Here is a 17316-nt window from a genome sequence, read left to right on the forward strand (position 1 = left end):
AGGGTGTTGGAACCCAACCGGCTTCGACAGGCTCAGCCTGAGCGCGAGGGCTGTAGGCAGATTTAAAAACTGAACCCGACGTAACCCACGACCGTCGACCCGCGACCCAGCGACTGGGCGAAGCGACCGGCATTCGAGATGTCGGTGTCGATATATTTCACGCCGCCGACGATCGGTCCGCCCGACCATTCGACGCCCGCCGACCAGTCCCAATAGACGTCGCTTGCATCGATGTTGAGCAGCGCAAGCGATCCTTCGCTGCGCCCGACATGCGCGTTCAGCGTCAGCGGGGTGGTGGGGATGCCGACGCTGGCATCGGCGTAGAGATAGAGGTTGTCGTCCTTGCCGCCGGTGAAGTCGAGCCCGTCCTGACCGCCCCAGGCATAGGCCGCGCCGAGTTTGGTGCTGACCGGCCCGATCGAATAGGTGATCGCGGCATAGGGTTCGAAGAAATCGGTCTGCGCGCCCGATACGGCATCGGGATAGAGATAATAGAGCAGCCCCACGTCGAAGCCGATGCCGCTGGCCGTCTCGGTCGAAAATCCGCCGAACAGGTTGGTTTCCGCCTCACCATAGCCGGGCAGCGAATTGGTGCTGATCGACGACGCCCAGCCGCCGACATAGAAACCCGATTCGTGCGAAACGGTGATCCCGGCCTGTGCTGCGGGGCCTTCGTCCGACTGGGTGATGCCGCGGAAGCGATAGTCGGAGGTCAGGGTGATCGTGCTGCTGACCGAAACCGGCGGGGGAATGTCGGTTTCCTGCGCGAAGGCGGGGGTCGCGGTGGCGGCAAGCGCCAGCGCGCTGAGGCTTAGGGTAGAGAAACGCATCGGAATCCTTTCGCGAAAGATGAAGCGACGATTCCCTCCTGTCGCAACCGGCTCGCGCGTCTGTCCGCCATCCGGCGTCGCGCGCGATGTCAGTCGCACTTACAAGATTGCCGAATTTCGGCGCATCGCACAATAAGATTTCGCTGCACTTGCGAAGAATTGTGACCCTTATGTTGCGTCACCGCCACATAAGGGCTTGCGAAGGTCAGGCGATCTCGACGATGGCGTCGACTTCGACCGCCGCGCCCAGCGGCAGCACGGGCACGCCCACTGCGCTCCGCGCATGACGACCGGCATCGCCGAACAGATGCTGCATCAGTTCCGATGCACCGTTGGCGACCTTGGGCTGGTCGGTGAAATCGCCATGCGAATTGACGAACACGCCCAGCTTGACGATCCGCTTGACGCGCGACAGGTCGCCCAGCGCCTTTTCGATCTGCGCGACCAGCATCAGCGCGCAACGCTCGGCGGCGCGGACGCCGTAATCGAGATCGCGGTTCTCGCCCAGACGACCGGTCATGAGTTCGCCGTCCTCGAACGGCAATTGCCCGGAAATATGCAGCAGCCCGCCTGCTTCGATGGCGGGAACATAGGCGGCGACTGGGGCGGCAGCCTGAGGAAGGGTCAGGCCGCGTTCGGCGAGTTTCGCTTTGATCTGGTCGGTCATGGGATTGCTCCAACACGGGGGAGGGGGCGGGGTCAAGGGTGGTCGGTTATTTGCTCCCACAAAGGCACCAAGGCGCAAAAGGAAGATCGAAGAGAATGGCTCGCGCAAAGGCGAAAAGCCGCGAAGAGGGCGCGCCTGCCGCGTCAGCGGCCTTCAATCACTGGCCGCTCAAACCCGATAGAGATCAAGCCGCTACGCGGCAAAGAAGACCAACCGCTTTGCGCCTTTGTGCCTTTGCGCGAACCATTCCTTCTCTTCTTACTTGGTGCCTTCGTGCCTTTGTGAGAGCAAATCCCTTTACGCACCAACCCCGGCTTCGAACCTTGCCAATATCCACGTCTCCGCCTCGCGCCAATCGTCGATCCGGGCATGAGCAGCAGCGGCGGGCGGAATGTGCGGCGCGAGGTCGGGTTCGCTGACCATGTGCAGTCTGTGGACGCCCGGCGCATGGCGTGCGACCGAATCGTGGTGGACCGCCAGATCGTCGACGAACACGGTCACTGGAGCACCATGTTCGGCGACCAGCCTTGCCACCGGTCCGCCTTTGCCGCCCTGATTGCACTCAACGCGGTGGACGATGCCATGCGCGGTCAGTTGCTCGATCCTGGCATCCCGGCAGTGATCCTTCAAATTGGTCAGGATCACGATGTCGGCCCGCTCGCCCAGCGTCGCCAGCGCCTCGCGCGCGTGCGGCACCAGGGTCTGGCGTGCCATTTCCTGCGGGAAAAAGCCGTCGAGCAATTCCCACATCTCTTCGCGCGCCAGCTCGGGCGTGCCGGTTCGCCGCCGCATCGACGAGGTGAAATCGCCGCCGCTCAGATCGAAATCGATGTCGTGCGCCTCGTCCAGCCAGGTTCCGAAATGGCGGACCATGTGCAGCAGCACCTCGTCGCAGTCGCAGATCAGCAGGGGTTTCACGCAGTCTCCAGTCGCTGGCGCGCCGTGACCAGCGCCATCGGCGGATGCCCGATCGCGTCGGCACAGGCAACCAGATCGGCCTCGTGCGCTTCGAGAAATGTGAGTGTCGCGGCCAGCACCGACGGTTCGTCGGCGCGCATCCGCAACTCGTCCGCATCGAGCCCGGTCAGCGCAAGCAACCTACCGGCGCGCGCATCGTCGGACAGCGTCCAGGCCAGCGCGTGCAGCGCAACCGCCGCTGCATCCATATCGTCAAGATTCCGTATCTTCATCTCGTCGTGCGCCTAGTGCGCTTTGTCCTACTGGCGCAACCCTGTCGGGTCCGCTATGTCGAGTCGGGGGTACACGCGTTTGGGGGTCGATCACATCGTGGGGAAAGTGCTCGTTGTCGAGGACAACGAACTCAATCTGAAACTGTTCAGCGATCTGCTGCGGGTTCATGGGTTCGCGGTCGAACCGGTGCGTGACGGACGCGAGGCGGTGACGCGCGCGCGCGCGTTCGAACCGGACCTTGTGATTACCGACATTCAGCTGCCGCATCTGTCGGGCACCGACCTGATCCGCGCGCTTCGCGCCGACGCCAAGCTGAAGCCCGTGCCGGTGATGGCGGTCACCGCCTATGCCGGGCGCGAGGACGAGGAACGCGTCCGTGCGGCAGGGGCCAACGCCTATGTCACCAAACCCATTTCGCTCGCACGGTTCATCGACGAGGTGCGCGCGCTGATGTGATTCGGCGTGGAGGCTGTGGCTTCCATCAAGAGCGCGATCAATGTGCGACCAAAGTCTATAACGTCATCGTGCTCCCCCGAAGGCGGGAGCCAAGGGTTATAAAGGTCATCGCGTGCTACCCTGGGCTCCCGCCTTCGCGGGAGCACGGATGAGCAATATCGCGTCCGTTGCGTCAAATCGGCTGTGTTCAAGTCGTTAAAGCAGCGATCGTATATCCCGCAAACGCGAATCGGCCCGCCGCCGCACCGAAGGACCGGTGGGGCAGGCGGGCCGCATCAGAACCAGCAAAGCGGCGAGCAGCCTGGGCCGCCCGTCGCGGATTTACTTGATCTTCGCTTCCTTGAAATCGACGTGCTTGCGCACGACGGGATCATATTTGCGGAACGACAGCTTTTCGGTCTGGGTGCGCGGATTCTTCTTGGTGACATAGAAGAAGCCGGTATCGGCCGAGCTGACGAGCTTGATCTTGACGGTGGTCGGCTTGGCCATGACCCTTAACCCTTGAAACTGTGAAAAACGGCAAAGAGCGGCACGCGCTTGAACGCGGCCGCCCAACAGATGCGAGCCGATGCGATATCGCGCCCGCAAAGTCAAGCCGCGCCAGCAGGTGCGCGCTGCTTCATTCTTCGTTTACCATGTGGGCGCAAGATTGTGTCTGCCCGTAATCTCGCGGGCTTTGGGGGGTGAGCATATGGCCGCCAGAGCAGTCGAACCGGCGATCGTCGCCGAACTATCCGCCCGCATCGACCTGATCGATGCTCGCGCCGACCACAGCCGACCGAACGATCTGGCGTCCGAACTCGAAGCGATTCGCAAGCTCGCGCACGCCAATGGAATCCAGCCCGCGGTCACCGTCATCCATGCGATCGATTCGGCGCTGGCACGCGGCGAACACCGGGCGATGATCCACGGCTGGCTGTCGATCCTGCGCGATGCGGTCGGGTGCGACCGGCGCGATGCCGATGCCGACGCGGCCTTCGCCGCCGCCTGCATCGTCCGCTACGGCGGCTGATCCTCCAATTCGATGGACGCATTCCTTCCGGTTCTGGTCGCGGCTGCGTTCGCTCAATTCTCCGACCGCGCCCCGACGCTGGCGGCGGTGCTGTCCGACCGTTACGCCGCGCCGCGCCGCGTTCTGCTCGCTTTTGCCGCCGCGCATCTGATCGGCTTTTCGCTTGCCGCTGGCGCCGGGCTCATCATGGCGAACGTAATGACGCCCGAGGCGCGTCGCCTGATCCTGGGATTGGCCTTCCTGTTCGGCGCGTTCGGCATGGCGTGGCGACAGGGAAAGCTCGACCGGCTGGAGGGCTGGCGGATCGGTTCGGTCGCAACCGCCTTTCTCGGCGCGTTCATCCTCGCCTTTGGTGACCGCACCCAATTTCTGGCGCTCGGCTTTTCGGCATGGAGCGCCAGTCCGCTGCTGCCCGCGATGGGTGCGACCCTTGGCGCGATGATCCCCATCGTCATCGCCGTTGCGATGGGGGAGGCCGCCTGGTCGCGCCTGCCGCACCGTTGGGTCCGTTATGCGACTGCCGCGATCTTTGCGCTGGTCGGCGTGCTGCTCGCGCTGTCGGCCTGGGGCCTGATCTAGCGGATCGATCACCGCAACCGGCAAATCTTGTCAGCGGGAAACGGACCCAATCGCCCGCGTCCTCGTTTCATGTCCGAACCAAATCATTGGAGGGCATCATGACCAACGCCGCACTCAACACCCCGACCGACCTCAAGGCCAACGCGGCAAAAACCGTAGCGCAGGCGTTGAACGGCATCCTAGCCGACAGCTATGCGCTTTATCTCAAGACCAAGAATTTTCACTGGCACGTCTCCGGCCCGCATTTCCGCGATTATCACCTGATGCTCGACGATCAGGCCGCGCAGATTCTGGCGACCACCGACGATATCGCCGAACGCGTGCGCAAGACCGGCAACACCACGTTGCGGTCGATTGGCGACATCGCCCGTCACCAGACGATCAAGGACAACGACAAGGACTTCGTTCGCCCCGAGGACATGCTGTCCGAACTGCGCGAGGATAATCTGAAGCTCGTCGAACTGCTGCGCGAGGCCAAGGACATCGTCGACGAGGCGAAGGACAATGCCACCAGCGGCGTCCTCGACGACTGGACCGACCAGGCCGAAGAGCGCGCCTGGTTCCTGTTCGAGGCCAGCCGCAAGGGGTGACCTCATACTGCCGTCATCCCCGCGAAGGCGGGGATCCATCTCCCAACCGCGTCGCGTGACGACGGGATGGGAGATGGGCTCCCGCCTCCGCGGGAGCAACGATCATGCTGGCGCTTACTCCCCCGCAACCGGCTGGAAATTGCGCACGAAGCTCTCAAGCAACCGTACGCCGAATGCATCGACCCCGGTTGGGGTCAGTGGGCCGGTCACCCCGAATTGCATCCCGGCAATGTCGATATGCGCGAACGCTGTGGCGGGGGTAACGAAACGGCTGATGAACGCTGCACCGTAAGCGGCGCCGGGCGTTCCGCCGCCGTCGGCGATATCCGCATAATCGGCAATGTCGGACCGCACGCTGTCGACATAACGCTGCGTCAGCGGCAGTCGCCACACCCTCTCGTTGCTCGCTTCGCTGGCCGTCTGCAGTTGCGACGCCAGCGCATCGTTGCGCGTGAACACGGCGGCATGGTCGCTGCCGAGCGCGGTGACCTTGGCGCCGGTCAGCGTGGCGATATCGACGATTGCGGCCGGTTTGAACTTCGATTCGGCGTAGGCGACGGCGTCCGCCAATACCATGCGCCCCTCGGCATCGGTGTTGAGCACCTCGATCGTGCGGCCGTTATACGCGCGCACGACATCGCCGGGACGCGTCGCACGGTCGCTTGGCATGTTTTCGGCAAGCGCCGCGATCGCCACGACATTGACCGGCGCACCTGATTTGGCGAGCGCATGGACGGTGCCGATAACAGCGGCGGCCCCCGCCATATCGCCTTTCATCCGCCACAAGCCTGCGCCCGGCTTGATCGAAATGCCGCCGGTGTCGAAGGTGATGCCCTTGCCCGCCAGCACCACCGGTTGCGCGTTCGATCCGCGATAATGGACGACCAGCATCCGCGGCGGGCGGGCCGAACCCTTGCCCACCGACAGGATCGCGCCCATTCCCATCCGTTCCATCTGCGCCTCGTCGAGCACTTCAATGGTGACGCCGCGGGTGCCCGCCAGCGCCTTGCGCGTGCGATCGACGAAGCTCTCGGGATAGATGACGTTGGCAGGTTCGGAAATCAGGTCGCGGGCCAGCGCCACCCCGTCGGCCAGCGCCGCATTGCGCCGGTCCCAGGTCGCGCCGCCGGTGCCGATCACGGTGATCGGTGCAGGCGCGCCCGCCTTTGCGTCCTTCGTCTTATAGATATCGAACGCATAGCCGCCCAGACGCGCCCCCAGTCCCAGTTCGGCGGCGGCGCCTTCGGGCAGGCCGCCCGCGGCGATCGCCACCGGCCCGGTCGCCCCCTTGGTCTCGCGCGCGGCGACGGCGCCCAGTTCGTGCAGGTCGGTCGCGGCGAGCGGGTCGTTGCCCATGCCGATCACCACCACCGAACGATACCCCCCGGCAGCCGCGACGGTCGCGGTCGATCCTTTGTCGAAATCGAATTCCTGCGCGGTCAGCGCACGGGCGACCGCATCGCGAGCGGCGGCGTCGAGGCCGGGCGCACGCGTTGCGATCTCGGCAGCGTTCGACAGCGGAAGCACCAGCGTGCCCGATGTCGGCGCGGTGGCGGCAAAGTCCACCATGCGCTGGGCAGAAGCGGGCGCGGCGACAAGCATCGCCAGCGCGACAAGCGGAAGCGCGATCGGTTTCATGTGACAATATCCCCTCAAGATGGTTGTCCCCTTCTTGGCGAAGCGCTTCCGTGCGAACAAGGCATATGTGACGCGATCGAATGGGTGGGTGAGCGATGACCGGATCGGCGGTAGTGATCGGGGCAAGCGGCGGGATCGGCGCGGCGCTGGTCCGCGCGCTGGTGGGGCGGGCGCAGTACGGCGCTGTCCACGCGCTGACGCGAACGGGCGACGCGGCGATCGACGGCGCGATTGCGGGCCGGATCGACCTGACCGACGAAGCGAGCATCGCAGCCGCGTTCGAGCGTATCGACGGCGACATCGACCTGCTGCTGATCGCAAGCGGGATCCTGCACGATGGCGATCGTCGCCCCGAACGGAGCCTGCGCGATCTCGATCCCGACTGGATGGCGCGCAACTTCGCGGTCAACGCGATCGGACCGGCGCTGGCGATCAAGCACGCTGCACCGCGCCTGCCGCGCGACCGGCGCAGCGTCGTTGCGGCCCTGTCGGCGCGGGTGGGCAGCATTTCCGACAACCGCATCGGCGGCTGGTACGGCTATCGCGCGTCGAAGGCGGCACTAAACATGCTGGTGCGGACCGCATCGATCGAAGTCGCGCGCTCGCGGCCGAAGGCGGTGGTGGCCGCGCTTCATCCCGGCACCGTCGATACGCCGCTCAGCGCCCCGTTCCAGCGCAGCGTCGGAGAGGGAAAATTGTTCGATTCCGGTTTCGCCGCAGGCGCGCTGCTGACCGTCGTCGATGGCCTCGATCCGGCTGGCAGCGGTCGGATTTTCGCGTGGGACGGGCGCGAAATACAGCCGTGAGGCTGGGCGGTAAGGCCAATGTTGTCGCGCGTCCCTGGCGGGCTCGTTACGACAAAGGCTGGCAATCCCGAACCTTCTGTTGCAAACCCACCTGATTCGGATGGCGGAAAATCGGTCTGACCGTTCGACAAAACCGTTTCGGGGAGCGTGCATGACAGCGCAACGATCATCGACCATCGGCGCCTTCGCCGCGGTCACCACCCTGTTCTTCGCCTGGGGCTTCATCACCTCGATGATCGACCCGCTGATCGCCGCGGTGTCGGGGATTTTCAGCCTTACCCATACTCAGGCGATGCTGTCGGCTTCGGCCTTCTTCATCGCTTACGGCCTCGTCTCGCTGCCTGCGGCCGTGCTGGTCGCGCGGCGTCGTGCGGCGCCGTCGATCCTCGTCGCGCTCGTCCTGATGATCGCGGGCTGCATGGTGATGCTGCTCGCCGCCAATCTCGCCATCTATACGCTGGTGCTGCTTGGCCTGTTCATCCTGGCGAGTGGGATCACCATTCTTCAGGTCGCGGCGAACCCGCTGGCAGCCGCGCTTGGCGATCCGAAATACAGCCATTTCCGCCTGACGCTCAGCCAGACGTTCAACAGCCTCGGCACCTTCATCGGCCCCTATATCGGCGCGGTGCTGTTCCTCGAAGGACTGGGCGTCCAGCCGGGCGAAGTGGTGAGCGAAGAGGCGCGGGCGAACGCGCTGATCGGCATCGATTTCGCCTATTTCTGGATCGCGGGGCTGATCGCGGCCCTGTTCGTGTTCTTCCTGTGGCAGCGCAAGCGCGTCGATGCGGTCGCGCCGCTGATCGGCGATCCGCGCGTCGGCATCGGAGAGACGCTGCGCGATGCGCTGTCGTCGAAATGGACCATCCTGGGCGGTGCGGCGATCTTCCTCTATGTCGGTGCCGAAGTGTCGATCGGCGCACAGATCGCGTTTCTGCTCAACTCACCGGGCGTGTGGGGCAATTACAATCCGGCAGAGGCCGTGCCGCTGCTCGGGTGGTTCGTCACGCTCGACGACACGCCGGGCATTTCGCTCCAGGACGCGGGCAAGCTCGTGTCGCTTTACTGGGGCGGGGCGATGGTCGGCCGGATGATCGGATCGGTGCTGCTGACCCGCGTGCCCGCCTGGGCGCTGCTGATCGCCGCCACCGCGATCGTGTCGGCGATGTGCTTTTACGTGTTTTCGATCGGCGGGATCGCGGCCGGCTTCATCGCGCTGTCGATCGGGCTGTTCAACTCGATCATGTTCCCGGTGATCTTCACGCTGACGCTGGAGCGTTCAAGCGCCAGCGCGGCAGCGACGTCGGGTTTCCTGTGCACCTGCATCGTCGGTGGCGCGGCGATCCCGCCGCTTGTCGGCCTGGTGTCGGATGCGACCAGCTATTCGACCGCGTTCGTCGTGCCGATGGTCTGCTACGGCCTGCTGTGCCTGTTCGCGATCCTGGCGAAAGGCGCACCCGTTCACGCGATCGGCGAAGGCGAGGAACGGGTGGTCGCTGGCCACTGATCGGTTGCGACCGTGACCAAAAGAAAGGCCCGGCAGCAATGCCGGGCCTTTTTTGCGAGGAAAAAAGATGGAAGGGAATGGCTCGCACAAAGGCGCAAAGGCGCGAAGATGAATCGACTGCCACGATGGTGGCCTTCAATCATGAACGAATGAATCGGGCGCGCGGATAATGAAGGCCGCTAAGCGGCAAGTCCCCCAATCCCTTCGCGCCTTTGCGTCTTTGCGCGAGCCAATTCTTCTCTCCTTAGCTGCCGAGGTCGATAATCAGCCCCGAACGCGGCGGCAGGAGTTGCGGCGTCGCATCGTTGACCGAGACCAGCACCCGGTCGGCATGGGCGCCGTCGGGCTGCCACTGGATCGCGTCGCTGCCCAGATTGAACGCGCAGCACAGGCGTTGCCCGTCCTCGGCGCGCTCGAAGATCAGCAGGCTGTCGGTCGCACGCCCCACTGTCATCGTGCCGCGCGCCAATGCCGGATTGGTCTTGCGGATCGCGATGAGGTGGCGGGTGAGGGTTAGGAGCGACGCCGGATCGCCATCCTGCACATCGACGGCGCGCTCGGCATGATCCTCGCCGATCGGCAGCCAGGGCGTGCCGGTGGTGAAGCCCGCATTGGCGGCGTCGCGTTCCCACGGGATCGGCGTTCGCACCCCGTCGCGCGACAGGGTCAGCGGCCAGTTGGCGATCGCCTCCGGGTCTTGCAGGTGATGGAACGGCACATCGACCTGAGTCAGCCCCAATTCCTCGCCGTTGAACAGGATGGCGTTGCCGCGCAGGCTCATCAGCAACAGCATCTTCATCCGCGCGAACCGGTCGCGCTCGCCCGGCATCGCCCAGCGCGAAATGGCGCGCGGCGCGTCGTGATTCTCGAACGCCCAGCTCGGCCAGCCCACGCCCGGCGCATCGGGCCAGCCCGCCACCGCGTCGCGGACGAGCGCCGGCGTCAGCCGGTCGGCATAGAGGAAGTTGAAGCCATAGGCGCTGTTCAGATGCCGGTCGTCGGCGGTGAAGGCGTGCATTTCCGCCTCGGGTGACGGTCCGCCGACTTCGGCGACGGTAAAGCGCCCGCCGGGATAGCCGTCGGCCAGCGCCCGCACCCGCGCCAGGAATTTGGGAATGTCGGTATGGCTCTGATTAAAGACGTGCTGCTGGAAATCGAACGGGCGGGTGCGCGGCAGCCCCGTATCGGGCGCGGGCGGATTGTCGCGCAATTCGGGATCGTGCATCGAAAAATTGATCGCATCGATGCGAAAGCCGTCCACACCGCGATCCAGCCAGAATTTGGCGACATCCAGGATCGCCTGCTGCACATCGGGATTGTGAAAGTTCAGGTCGGGCTGTTCAGCCAAAAAATTGTGCAGATAATATTGGCCGCGGCGCGCGTCCCACGTCCAGGCCGGACCGCCGAACACCGATTGCCAGTTGCTGGGCGGCGATCCGTCGGGCTTGGCATCGGCCCAGACATACCAGTCGGCGCGGGCATTGGTGCGGCTGGCGCGGCTTTCCTGAAACCATGAATGCTGGTCCGAGCTGTGCGACCAGACCTGATCGATCAGCACTTTCAGCCCCAGCGCGTGTGCCTTTGCCACCAGCGCGTCGAAGTCGGCGATGGTGCCGAAAATGGGATCGACATCGCAGAAATCGGCGATGTCATAACCGAAGTCGCGCATGGGCGAGGTGAAGAAGGGCGATACCCACACCGCATCGACGCCCAGCGACGCGATATGATCCAGCTTCTGCGTGATGCCATTGAGGTCGCCGACACCGTCGCCGTCGCTATCGGCGAAGCTGCGCGGATAGACCTGATAGATTACCGCGCCGCGCCACCATTCGGTGGTGGTGCCGGTCGCCGGAAGCAGGGTCATGGCCTGGGGAGCGTTCATCGGGAAACGAGCTTTCAGTTGGCCGACGCAGCGCAGACCGCGTGGCCGAAGGCGGGAAGGGTGAGCGCGATGCTACCGGGCGCGGTGGACCGTGCGGCGCAGGTGCCGGCGAGCGTGGTCCACACATTGTTGGCGGGGTCGACCTCGACATTGACGGTGATCGCCCGTGCCGAGGTGTTGAACGCGACCAGATACTCGGCACCCGACGTCGGATCGAAGCGCGACACCGCGAACAGCCCCGGTTCCTCGCCATAATTGCGCGTCACCTGACGCCCCCGAGTCAGCGCCGGATGCTCGACGCGTAGCTTCGCGAGGCTCGCGATATGCGCGAACAGCGGGTGATCGGTGTCGAAATTGCTGTCGGCGGTCGTCTTCGATGTGCCGAGCAGGACGTTGTCGTTGTAAACTGCGACCTTGGACGGAAACAGGCTCTCGCGCGCGTCCTGATCGTTGCCGTCGCCGATGAATCCCTGTTCGTCGCCCGAATAGACGGTGGGCACGCCGCGCAGGAGCATCAGCATCGAATGCGCCAGCCGGGTGCGTGCGAGGATTTCGGCATTCGACGCTTGCGGAAAGCCCTTCCGTACATCGGTCGAAAACCGGCCATGATCGTGATTGGAAATGAAGGTCGGCAATTGCAGCGCGGTTGCCTCTCCCCCCTCATACAGCGCGTCGCGGACGAACAGATTGGCGAGCACATCAGTGCCCTTGTCGCCCGCCACGGTCTGTTGAACCGCCGCGCGAAACGCGAAGTCGAGCACGGTCGGCAATTGGTGGACGCGCGTGTGGAGCGCCAGATCGCCCGCATCGCCGTCATTTGCGACCTCTCCGAAAATGTGGAAGTTCGGGATGCCCTTGGCCTTCGCGCGCTCGATCATCGCCTGGGAAAACGGTCCCCAGAATTCGGGGTTCACATGGCGCGCGGTGTCGATGCGGAACCCGTCGATGCCGAACTGGTCGATCCAGTCGCCATAGATATCGATCATCCCCTGCAACACGCGCGGATTCTCGGTGAACAGATCGTCGAGCCCGACGAAATCGCCCATCGTCGAATTTTCGCCACGGAACGTCGTGTTGCCGCGATTGTGGTAATAGATTGGATCGTTGAGCCAGGCGGGCACCTTCACATTGCGCTCTGCACGCGGCACGAACGGCGTGTAGGCGAAATTGGGGTTGGTGAGACTGGCGAAATTCTCCGCCGTCATCACCTGATCGCCCGCGAAGCCCGGATTGATCGCCTTGCCCTCAGGCCCGGCCAGCGTCGAATAGGGATAGTCGGCGCGGCTGCGATACTCGCACGCACTTTCCGGGCATTCGCGATACTGGATCACGTCGGCGGTGTGGTTGGTGATAATGTCGAGATACACCTTGATCCCGCGCGCGTGCGCGGCATCGACGAACGCCTTCATTTCCGCATTCGTACCGAAATGCGGATCGACGCGCGTGAAATCGGTGATCCAGTATCCGTGATACCCCGCCGATTCCTGGCCCGGTCCGCCCTGGACGGGCTTGTTCTTGTAAATGGGACCCAGCCAGATCGCGGTCGCGCCCAGCGCCTGGATATAATCGAGCCGCTTGATGATCCCGGCGAGATCACCGCCGTTGAAGAAGCCCTTGAGCGTGGGGTCGAAACCGTGATCCATCTTGCCGCCACGAATGCCGCCGCGGTCGTTGGATGTGTCGCCATTTTCGAACCGGTCGGGGAGCATGAAATACAGGACTTCGTCCTGGGGCAGCCGCTCGCGAAATTCCTGGGCGGAGGCGGGCGTGGACAAAAAGGCGGCGCTCGCCATCAGGGCGAGCGCGCGCAGGGGGAGGGGGGTCTTCATGCGAATTGGCTCCGGCTAGCGGTCGGGGCGGGGGAAGCGCGGTTCGCTTCCAGAAATTGGCTGTGCGTCGGCAGGGCGTCGGCGGTGCGTCGCGCGACCGAACGCACGGTATCGAGGAATTGGCTGAGTTCGTTTGGGGCCACCTGGTCGGCGAGCGGGGACCACGCGTGGGGCACGATGCCCTGGCCGATCATCACCTGAAGCCAGCCGGGCTCGGCGAACAATTCCTCGTCGCGCCGCGACAGGCGCGCGGAGGCGCGGAACAGTGCGATCTTGCGCGTCAGTTCGTCGGGCAACGCCATGCCGCGGACATGATCCCAGAGCGGTTGTCCGTCGCGCTGATTGGCATGGTAATGGAGGATGATGAAGTCGCGGATGCGGTCGAATTCGACATGGGACAGCCGGTCGTACTCGGCGCGGTCCGCGTCGCGCATTTCGCTCGACGGCAGGAATTGCAGGATGCGCGCGATGGCCGTCTGGATCAGGTGGATGCTGGTCGACTCCAGCGGCTCCAGGAACCCGCTGGCCAGCCCGACGCCGACGCAATTGCGAACCCAGAACGCCTGCCGCTTTCCCGGCGTGAATTTCAGCGAACGTGGATCGCCTTCCGTCGGACCGTCGAGATTGGCAAGCAGTGTTGCCGCCGCTTCGTCGTCCGACAGCTGCTGGCTCGAATAGACGTAACCGTTGCCGGTGCGATGCTGGAGCGGAATGCGCCATTGCCACCCGGCTGGCCGTGCAATCGCACGGGTATAGGGGATCGGATCGGCGACCCGCGCGCTCGGCACCGCGACCGCGCGGTCGCAGGGCAGCCAGTGCGACCAGTCCACATATTCCACGCCCAGCGTCTCGCCGAGCAGCAGCGAGCGGAAGCCCGAGCAATCGACGAACAGATCGCCGTCGACGCAGCGCTCGCCTTCGAGCATCAGCCGCGCAATGTCGCCATCGTCGGCGCGCTCTGCCGACGATATGCGCCCCTCGACCCGCTCGACGCCGCGCGCCTCGGCATAACCGCGCAGGAATTTCGCGTAGAGCGCGGCGTCGAAATGATAGGCATAGGGCATCGCCGGGACCGGCCCCTGCGGCTGGTCGATCCGCGCGAACTTGCCTGCGCGGGCCGCCATGTTGTTGAGCGAATAGTCGCCGAACTCATCGGCGTTCCCCGCCGCTCGCGCGCGCAGCCAGTAATGGTGAAAGCCGACCAGCCCCAGCCCGCGCCCGACTTCGCCGAAGCCGTGGAGGTAGCTGTCGCCGTCGCGCGTCCAGCCGTCGAAGGCGATGCCAAGTTTGATCGTCCCTTGCGTGGCGGCGAGGAACTCGCCCTCGTCCACGCCCAGCCCGGCATTGAACAGCCGGATCTGCGGGATCGTCGCCTCGCCGACGCCGACCGTACCGATCGCATCGCTTTCGATCAGCGTCACCGACCACAGATCGCGCGACAGAAATCGCGCGAACGCTGCCGCGCACATCCATCCCGCGGTGCCGCCACCGACGATGACGATGCGGCGCTTCGCGGGCGCGGTCGCTTCGGTCATGGCATGGCCCTCCCTCGGTCAGACGCGGATCGGCTGGATACTCGAAAAACCGCCGGGGCGAAGGGGTATGCCCCGCCCCGGCAGGGTCGATCAGAATTTGAAGGACGCCCCTGCCAGGAAGCGGCGGCCATAGGTCTGATAATCGATCACCTGGAGCGGTGAATCGGGGTTGGTGGTGGCGAAGCGTTCGTCCGTCAGGTTCTGGCCCTGAACGAACACCGACAGGCCTTCGAGGGCGGAGCCGGGCTGGAAGTCATAGCCGACCTGCGCGTCGAAGATCGTCTCGTCCAGCGCGCGGCGGCGGACACGGTTTGCGGCGAAGCCCGACAATTCACCCTGGAAGGTCGAGCGATACCGCACCGACCCGCGGACGTTGAAGCCCCACTTTTCGAAATAGGCAGTGCCGTTGGCGACCCATTTCGAATAGCCGGGAATATCCTCGGGATCGCCGCCGGGCGTCGGGCTGATCTCGGTTTCGGTATACGACACCCCGCCCGTCAGCCCGAACCCGTCGAGCGCGCTTGTGAATTGACCCAGCGGCAGCGTGCCCGCCAGTTCGACGCCATAGATGCTGCCGCCATCGCCGTTGATCGGTGTGTTGGCGAGGCCGATCGGCGAGACGCCGGGTGGCGCGTTCGACGGCAGCGGATAGCCGGTGTAATCGAACACCCGTTCGAGGTTGTACACATAGCTCTTCAGATCCTTGTAGAAGAACTGCGCGGCGATATAGCCCGACGTGCCGAAATATTTCTCGAACGACAGGTCATAGCTGTTCGACCGGATCGGGCGCAGGAACGGGTTGCCGCCGCCGCCGCCGCCGCCGTTGATGATCTGGTTCGCAGTGTCATAGCCATAGCTGAGCGCGACGCGCATGTCGTCGAGGCGCGGGCGCATCACCTGACGCGCGGCGGCGGCACGGATCACGAAATCGCCTGCGGTGCGCAGCGACAGGTTTACCGATGGCATGAAATCGACATAGTCGGCGCCCGCCGTCACCGGGTTCAGCGCGCCGTTGGCTGCGACCAGACCCGACGAGTCCTGTTCTGCCCAAACCACCTGCGCACCGACATTGCCGGTCAGTCGCGCGGTGCCAATATCCTGGTCGATATTCGCCTGGGCATAGACGCTCATCAGGTCTTCGCTGATCGTATAGGCCTTGGCCGGCACGTCAAAGCTGGTGTTTAGCACACGCGTATAGACGCCGCCATCCAGCAGTGCGCGCGGGTCGTAGGACAGGATCGGACCAAGCCCCAGATAATCCTGGCTGGTCGATCCCAGGATGAATTGCGACGGGATCGTCGCTTCCAGCGCACCGTTCGGCAGTACCAGCAGATATTCGTCCGGCGTCAGCGACTTGTCGCGATCGGTATAGTTCATGCCGACCTTGACCGAGCGCAGGAAGCCTTCCAGCTCCTTTTCGACTTCGAGCCGGTACTGGAGGATGCGGTCCTCGACGATGCGGCCGTTATAATAGCCCGCCTGGACGTTCGACCCGCCCCAGCCTTGCGGGTCGGTCAGCCGGATCAGATTGGGGTCCGAATAATCGAGGCGCGAAGTGAAGAAGGCGCCGGTTTCGGTCGATACGAAATCGATCGTGTCGGTGACGCCGTTCGCCGCGCCATAGGCGGTGCCCGCATAGGTTTCGAGCACGGTTTCGGTGCGGTCGGTCTTGGACAGACTGACATCGGCGGTGACGTTCCAGCCGTCATCGCCTTCCCATTTGCCGTTCCAGCCGAACGAATAGAGCTTGGCCTTGCGCTCGAAACTGTCGTTACGGATGACGCCCTTGACCCCGGTAAAGGTGCCCGAGACGACCTGATCGCCCTCGATCACGCCGTTGGTCAGCGGGCGACCGCCCCAGAACAGCGGCAATTCGATCCCGCGCTTCACCTGATCGTCGTCGAAATCCGAATAAAAGGCATCGACGGTCGAGGTGAAATTGGGGTGGGGGCGCCACTGGACCGTGCCCGACAGGCCAAGCCGTTTGAGCTGGGTCGAGCTGACATAGGATTTGGAGCCGCCGATCACGAAGGGAGGACCGTCGTTGACCGTCCCGGCATAGCCCCAGGCGTTGAATTCCTGAATCTGATACGGTTCGTCGAGATAATTGGCGGATAGTGCGATGCCCAGCGTGTCGTCGAAGAACTGGTCGATATACGTGCCGCTCAACCGGTAGCCATATTCCTTGGACCCCGCGTTCAGCGCGCCGAGATCGGCATAGCTGCCCCGCGCGCCGACCGAGATCGCACGGCGTCCGTAATCGAGCGGGCGGACGGTGCGCAGATCGACCGTACCCGACAGGCCCTGGCCGACCAGATCGGCCTGACCGGTCTTGTACACGAGCACTTGGCTCATCGTTTCCGACGGATATTGGTCATATTCGACCGCGCGGTTGTCGCCGGTCGAGGTCTGCTCGCGACCATTGAGCAACGTGGTCGAGAAATCGGGCGCGAAACCACGGATCGAAATGACGTTGGAGCGACCCGACACGCGCTGCGAGGTCAGGCCGGGCAGGCGCGAGATCGATTCGGCGATCGACGCGTCGGGCAGCTTGCCGATATCTTCGGCGGAGATCGATTCGACGACCTGATCGCGGTCCTTCTTTTCCGCGATGGCGCTTTCGAGCGCGGCGCGGAAACCGGTGACGACGATGTCGCCTTCCTGCTGTTCTTCCCCGACCGGCGCGTCCTGCGCGAAGGCGACCGAAGGCGCGGCGATGGCGAGCGCGGCGATGCTCGCGCCGAGCGACAGGCGCATCGATGCGCGCCGACGACTGCTGATGGAAACCCGCATGAAA

Annotated in this window: 16 protein-coding genes; 6 read left to right on the top strand and 10 right to left on the bottom strand. The window is 64.4% G+C overall.

What is annotated here, in order from left to right:
• Positions 1-62: 62 nt before the first annotated feature.
• From ACX0GZ_RS05640 to ACX0GZ_RS05655, 4 genes are all read right to left on the bottom strand, one after another.
• A complete protein-coding gene (locus ACX0GZ_RS05640) occupies positions 63-830 on the bottom strand; it encodes a TorF family putative porin (protein ID WP_458814230.1) in 768 nt (255 codons plus the stop codon).
• 205 nt (positions 831-1035) lie between these two features.
• Positions 1036-1497, bottom strand: a complete 462-nt coding sequence (locus ACX0GZ_RS05645; RefSeq protein ID WP_458814232.1) for a RidA family protein — start codon at positions 1495-1497, stop codon at positions 1036-1038.
• 297 nt (positions 1498-1794) lie between these two features.
• On the bottom strand, positions 1795-2415 hold the full coding sequence (locus tag ACX0GZ_RS05650) for an HAD family hydrolase (RefSeq protein ID WP_458814234.1): 621 nt from the start codon (positions 2413-2415) through the stop codon (positions 1795-1797).
• Positions 2412-2687, bottom strand: coding sequence for a DUF3572 family protein (locus ACX0GZ_RS05655; protein ID WP_458814236.1), 276 nt, complete (start codon positions 2685-2687; stop codon positions 2412-2414). Before ACX0GZ_RS05655 ends, ACX0GZ_RS05650 begins: the two co-directional genes overlap by 4 nt.
• Before the next feature lie 94 nt (positions 2688-2781).
• Between ACX0GZ_RS05655 and ACX0GZ_RS05660 the strand changes: the two genes are divergently transcribed.
• The gene (locus ACX0GZ_RS05660; RefSeq protein WP_458814346.1) at positions 2782-3144 is read left to right on the top strand and encodes a response regulator; all 363 of its coding nucleotides are present in this window, start codon (positions 2782-2784) and stop codon (positions 3142-3144) included.
• A gap of 321 nt (positions 3145-3465) precedes the next feature.
• Here ACX0GZ_RS05660 and rpmG read toward each other — a convergent pair whose 3' ends face one another.
• Complete coding sequence (rpmG, locus tag ACX0GZ_RS05665) at positions 3466-3633, bottom strand: 50S ribosomal protein L33 (RefSeq protein ID WP_019516727.1); 168 nt, start codon at positions 3631-3633, stop codon at positions 3466-3468.
• Between the two features lie 202 nt (positions 3634-3835).
• Here rpmG and ACX0GZ_RS05670 point away from each other — a divergent pair, with 202 nt between their 5' ends.
• The 3 genes from ACX0GZ_RS05670 (at position 3836) to ACX0GZ_RS05680 (ending at position 5325) form a co-directional block, all read left to right on the top strand.
• Complete coding sequence (locus ACX0GZ_RS05670) at positions 3836-4156, top strand: hypothetical protein (RefSeq protein WP_458814239.1); 321 nt, start codon at positions 3836-3838, stop codon at positions 4154-4156.
• Between the two features lie 12 nt (positions 4157-4168).
• Positions 4169-4735: a TMEM165/GDT1 family protein gene (locus ACX0GZ_RS05675; protein WP_458814241.1), complete on the top strand. Its 567-nt coding sequence runs from the start codon at positions 4169-4171 to the stop codon at positions 4733-4735.
• A 98-nt stretch (positions 4736-4833) separates the two neighbouring features.
• Positions 4834-5325 carry a Dps family protein gene (locus tag ACX0GZ_RS05680; RefSeq protein WP_458814243.1) on the top strand — a complete coding sequence of 164 codons (492 nt, stop codon included), beginning with the start codon at positions 4834-4836 and terminating at the stop codon, positions 5323-5325.
• Positions 5326-5439: 114 nt separating this feature from the next.
• On the opposite strand, the gene ACX0GZ_RS05685 is transcribed toward ACX0GZ_RS05680, so the two are convergent.
• Positions 5440-6963, bottom strand: coding sequence for a leucyl aminopeptidase family protein (locus ACX0GZ_RS05685; protein WP_458814245.1), 1524 nt, complete (start codon positions 6961-6963; stop codon positions 5440-5442).
• 95 nt (positions 6964-7058) lie between these two features.
• Here ACX0GZ_RS05685 and ACX0GZ_RS05690 point away from each other — a divergent pair, with 95 nt between their 5' ends.
• Both ACX0GZ_RS05690 and ACX0GZ_RS05695 read left to right on the top strand, forming a co-directional pair.
• On the top strand, positions 7059-7769 hold the full coding sequence (locus ACX0GZ_RS05690; protein WP_458814247.1) for an SDR family NAD(P)-dependent oxidoreductase: 711 nt from the start codon (positions 7059-7061) through the stop codon (positions 7767-7769).
• 151 nt (positions 7770-7920) lie between these two features.
• Positions 7921-9273 carry an MFS transporter gene (locus ACX0GZ_RS05695; protein WP_458814249.1) on the top strand — a complete coding sequence of 451 codons (1353 nt, stop codon included), beginning with the start codon at positions 7921-7923 and terminating at the stop codon, positions 9271-9273.
• A 244-nt stretch (positions 9274-9517) separates the two neighbouring features.
• On the opposite strand, the gene ACX0GZ_RS05700 is transcribed toward ACX0GZ_RS05695, so the two are convergent.
• From ACX0GZ_RS05700 to ACX0GZ_RS05715, 4 genes are all read right to left on the bottom strand, one after another.
• Positions 9518-11137, bottom strand: a complete 1620-nt coding sequence (locus ACX0GZ_RS05700) for an alpha-glucosidase (protein ID WP_458814251.1) — start codon at positions 11135-11137, stop codon at positions 9518-9520.
• 32 nt (positions 11138-11169) lie between these two features.
• Entirely contained in the window at positions 11170-12984 is a 1815-nt protein-coding gene (locus ACX0GZ_RS05705) for an alpha-amylase family glycosyl hydrolase (protein WP_458814253.1), read from the bottom strand.
• Complete coding sequence (locus ACX0GZ_RS05710; RefSeq protein ID WP_458814255.1) at positions 12981-14519, bottom strand: tryptophan halogenase family protein; 1539 nt, start codon at positions 14517-14519, stop codon at positions 12981-12983. The genes ACX0GZ_RS05705 and ACX0GZ_RS05710 overlap by 4 nt, the downstream gene beginning before the upstream one ends.
• A 90-nt stretch (positions 14520-14609) precedes the next feature.
• Positions 14610-17312, bottom strand: a complete 2703-nt coding sequence (locus tag ACX0GZ_RS05715) for a TonB-dependent receptor (protein WP_458814257.1) — start codon at positions 17310-17312, stop codon at positions 14610-14612.
• Positions 17313-17316 lie beyond the last annotated feature (4 nt).

The sequence above is a fragment of the Sphingomonas aestuarii genome, from assembly GCF_054457155.1.

Coding starts and splice junctions, on each gene's coding strand:
- ACX0GZ_RS05640 (WP_458814230.1), bottom strand. CDS start 830: ATGCGTTTCTCTACCCTAAGCCTCAGCGCGCTGGCGCTTGCCGCCACC.
- ACX0GZ_RS05645 (WP_458814232.1), bottom strand. CDS start 1,497: ATGACCGACCAGATCAAAGCGAAACTCGCCGAACGCGGCCTGACCCTT.
- ACX0GZ_RS05655 (WP_458814236.1), bottom strand. CDS start 2,687: ATGAAGATACGGAATCTTGACGATATGGATGCAGCGGCGGTTGCGCTG.
- rpmG (WP_019516727.1), bottom strand. CDS start 3,633: ATGGCCAAGCCGACCACCGTCAAGATCAAGCTCGTCAGCTCGGCCGAT.
- ACX0GZ_RS05670 (WP_458814239.1), top strand. CDS start 3,836: ATGGCCGCCAGAGCAGTCGAACCGGCGATCGTCGCCGAACTATCCGCC.
- ACX0GZ_RS05675 (WP_458814241.1), top strand. CDS start 4,169: ATGGACGCATTCCTTCCGGTTCTGGTCGCGGCTGCGTTCGCTCAATTC.
- ACX0GZ_RS05680 (WP_458814243.1), top strand. CDS start 4,834: ATGACCAACGCCGCACTCAACACCCCGACCGACCTCAAGGCCAACGCG.
- ACX0GZ_RS05685 (WP_458814245.1), bottom strand. CDS start 6,963: ATGAAACCGATCGCGCTTCCGCTTGTCGCGCTGGCGATGCTTGTCGCC.
- ACX0GZ_RS05690 (WP_458814247.1), top strand. CDS start 7,059: ATGACCGGATCGGCGGTAGTGATCGGGGCAAGCGGCGGGATCGGCGCG.
- ACX0GZ_RS05695 (WP_458814249.1), top strand. CDS start 7,921: ATGACAGCGCAACGATCATCGACCATCGGCGCCTTCGCCGCGGTCACC.
- ACX0GZ_RS05700 (WP_458814251.1), bottom strand. CDS start 11,137: ATGACCCTGCTTCCGGCGACCGGCACCACCACCGAATGGTGGCGCGGC.
- ACX0GZ_RS05705 (WP_458814253.1), bottom strand. CDS start 12,984: ATGAAGACCCCCCTCCCCCTGCGCGCGCTCGCCCTGATGGCGAGCGCC.
- ACX0GZ_RS05710 (WP_458814255.1), bottom strand. CDS start 14,519: ATGACCGAAGCGACCGCGCCCGCGAAGCGCCGCATCGTCATCGTCGGT.
- ACX0GZ_RS05715 (WP_458814257.1), bottom strand. CDS start 17,312: ATGCGGGTTTCCATCAGCAGTCGTCGGCGCGCATCGATGCGCCTGTCG.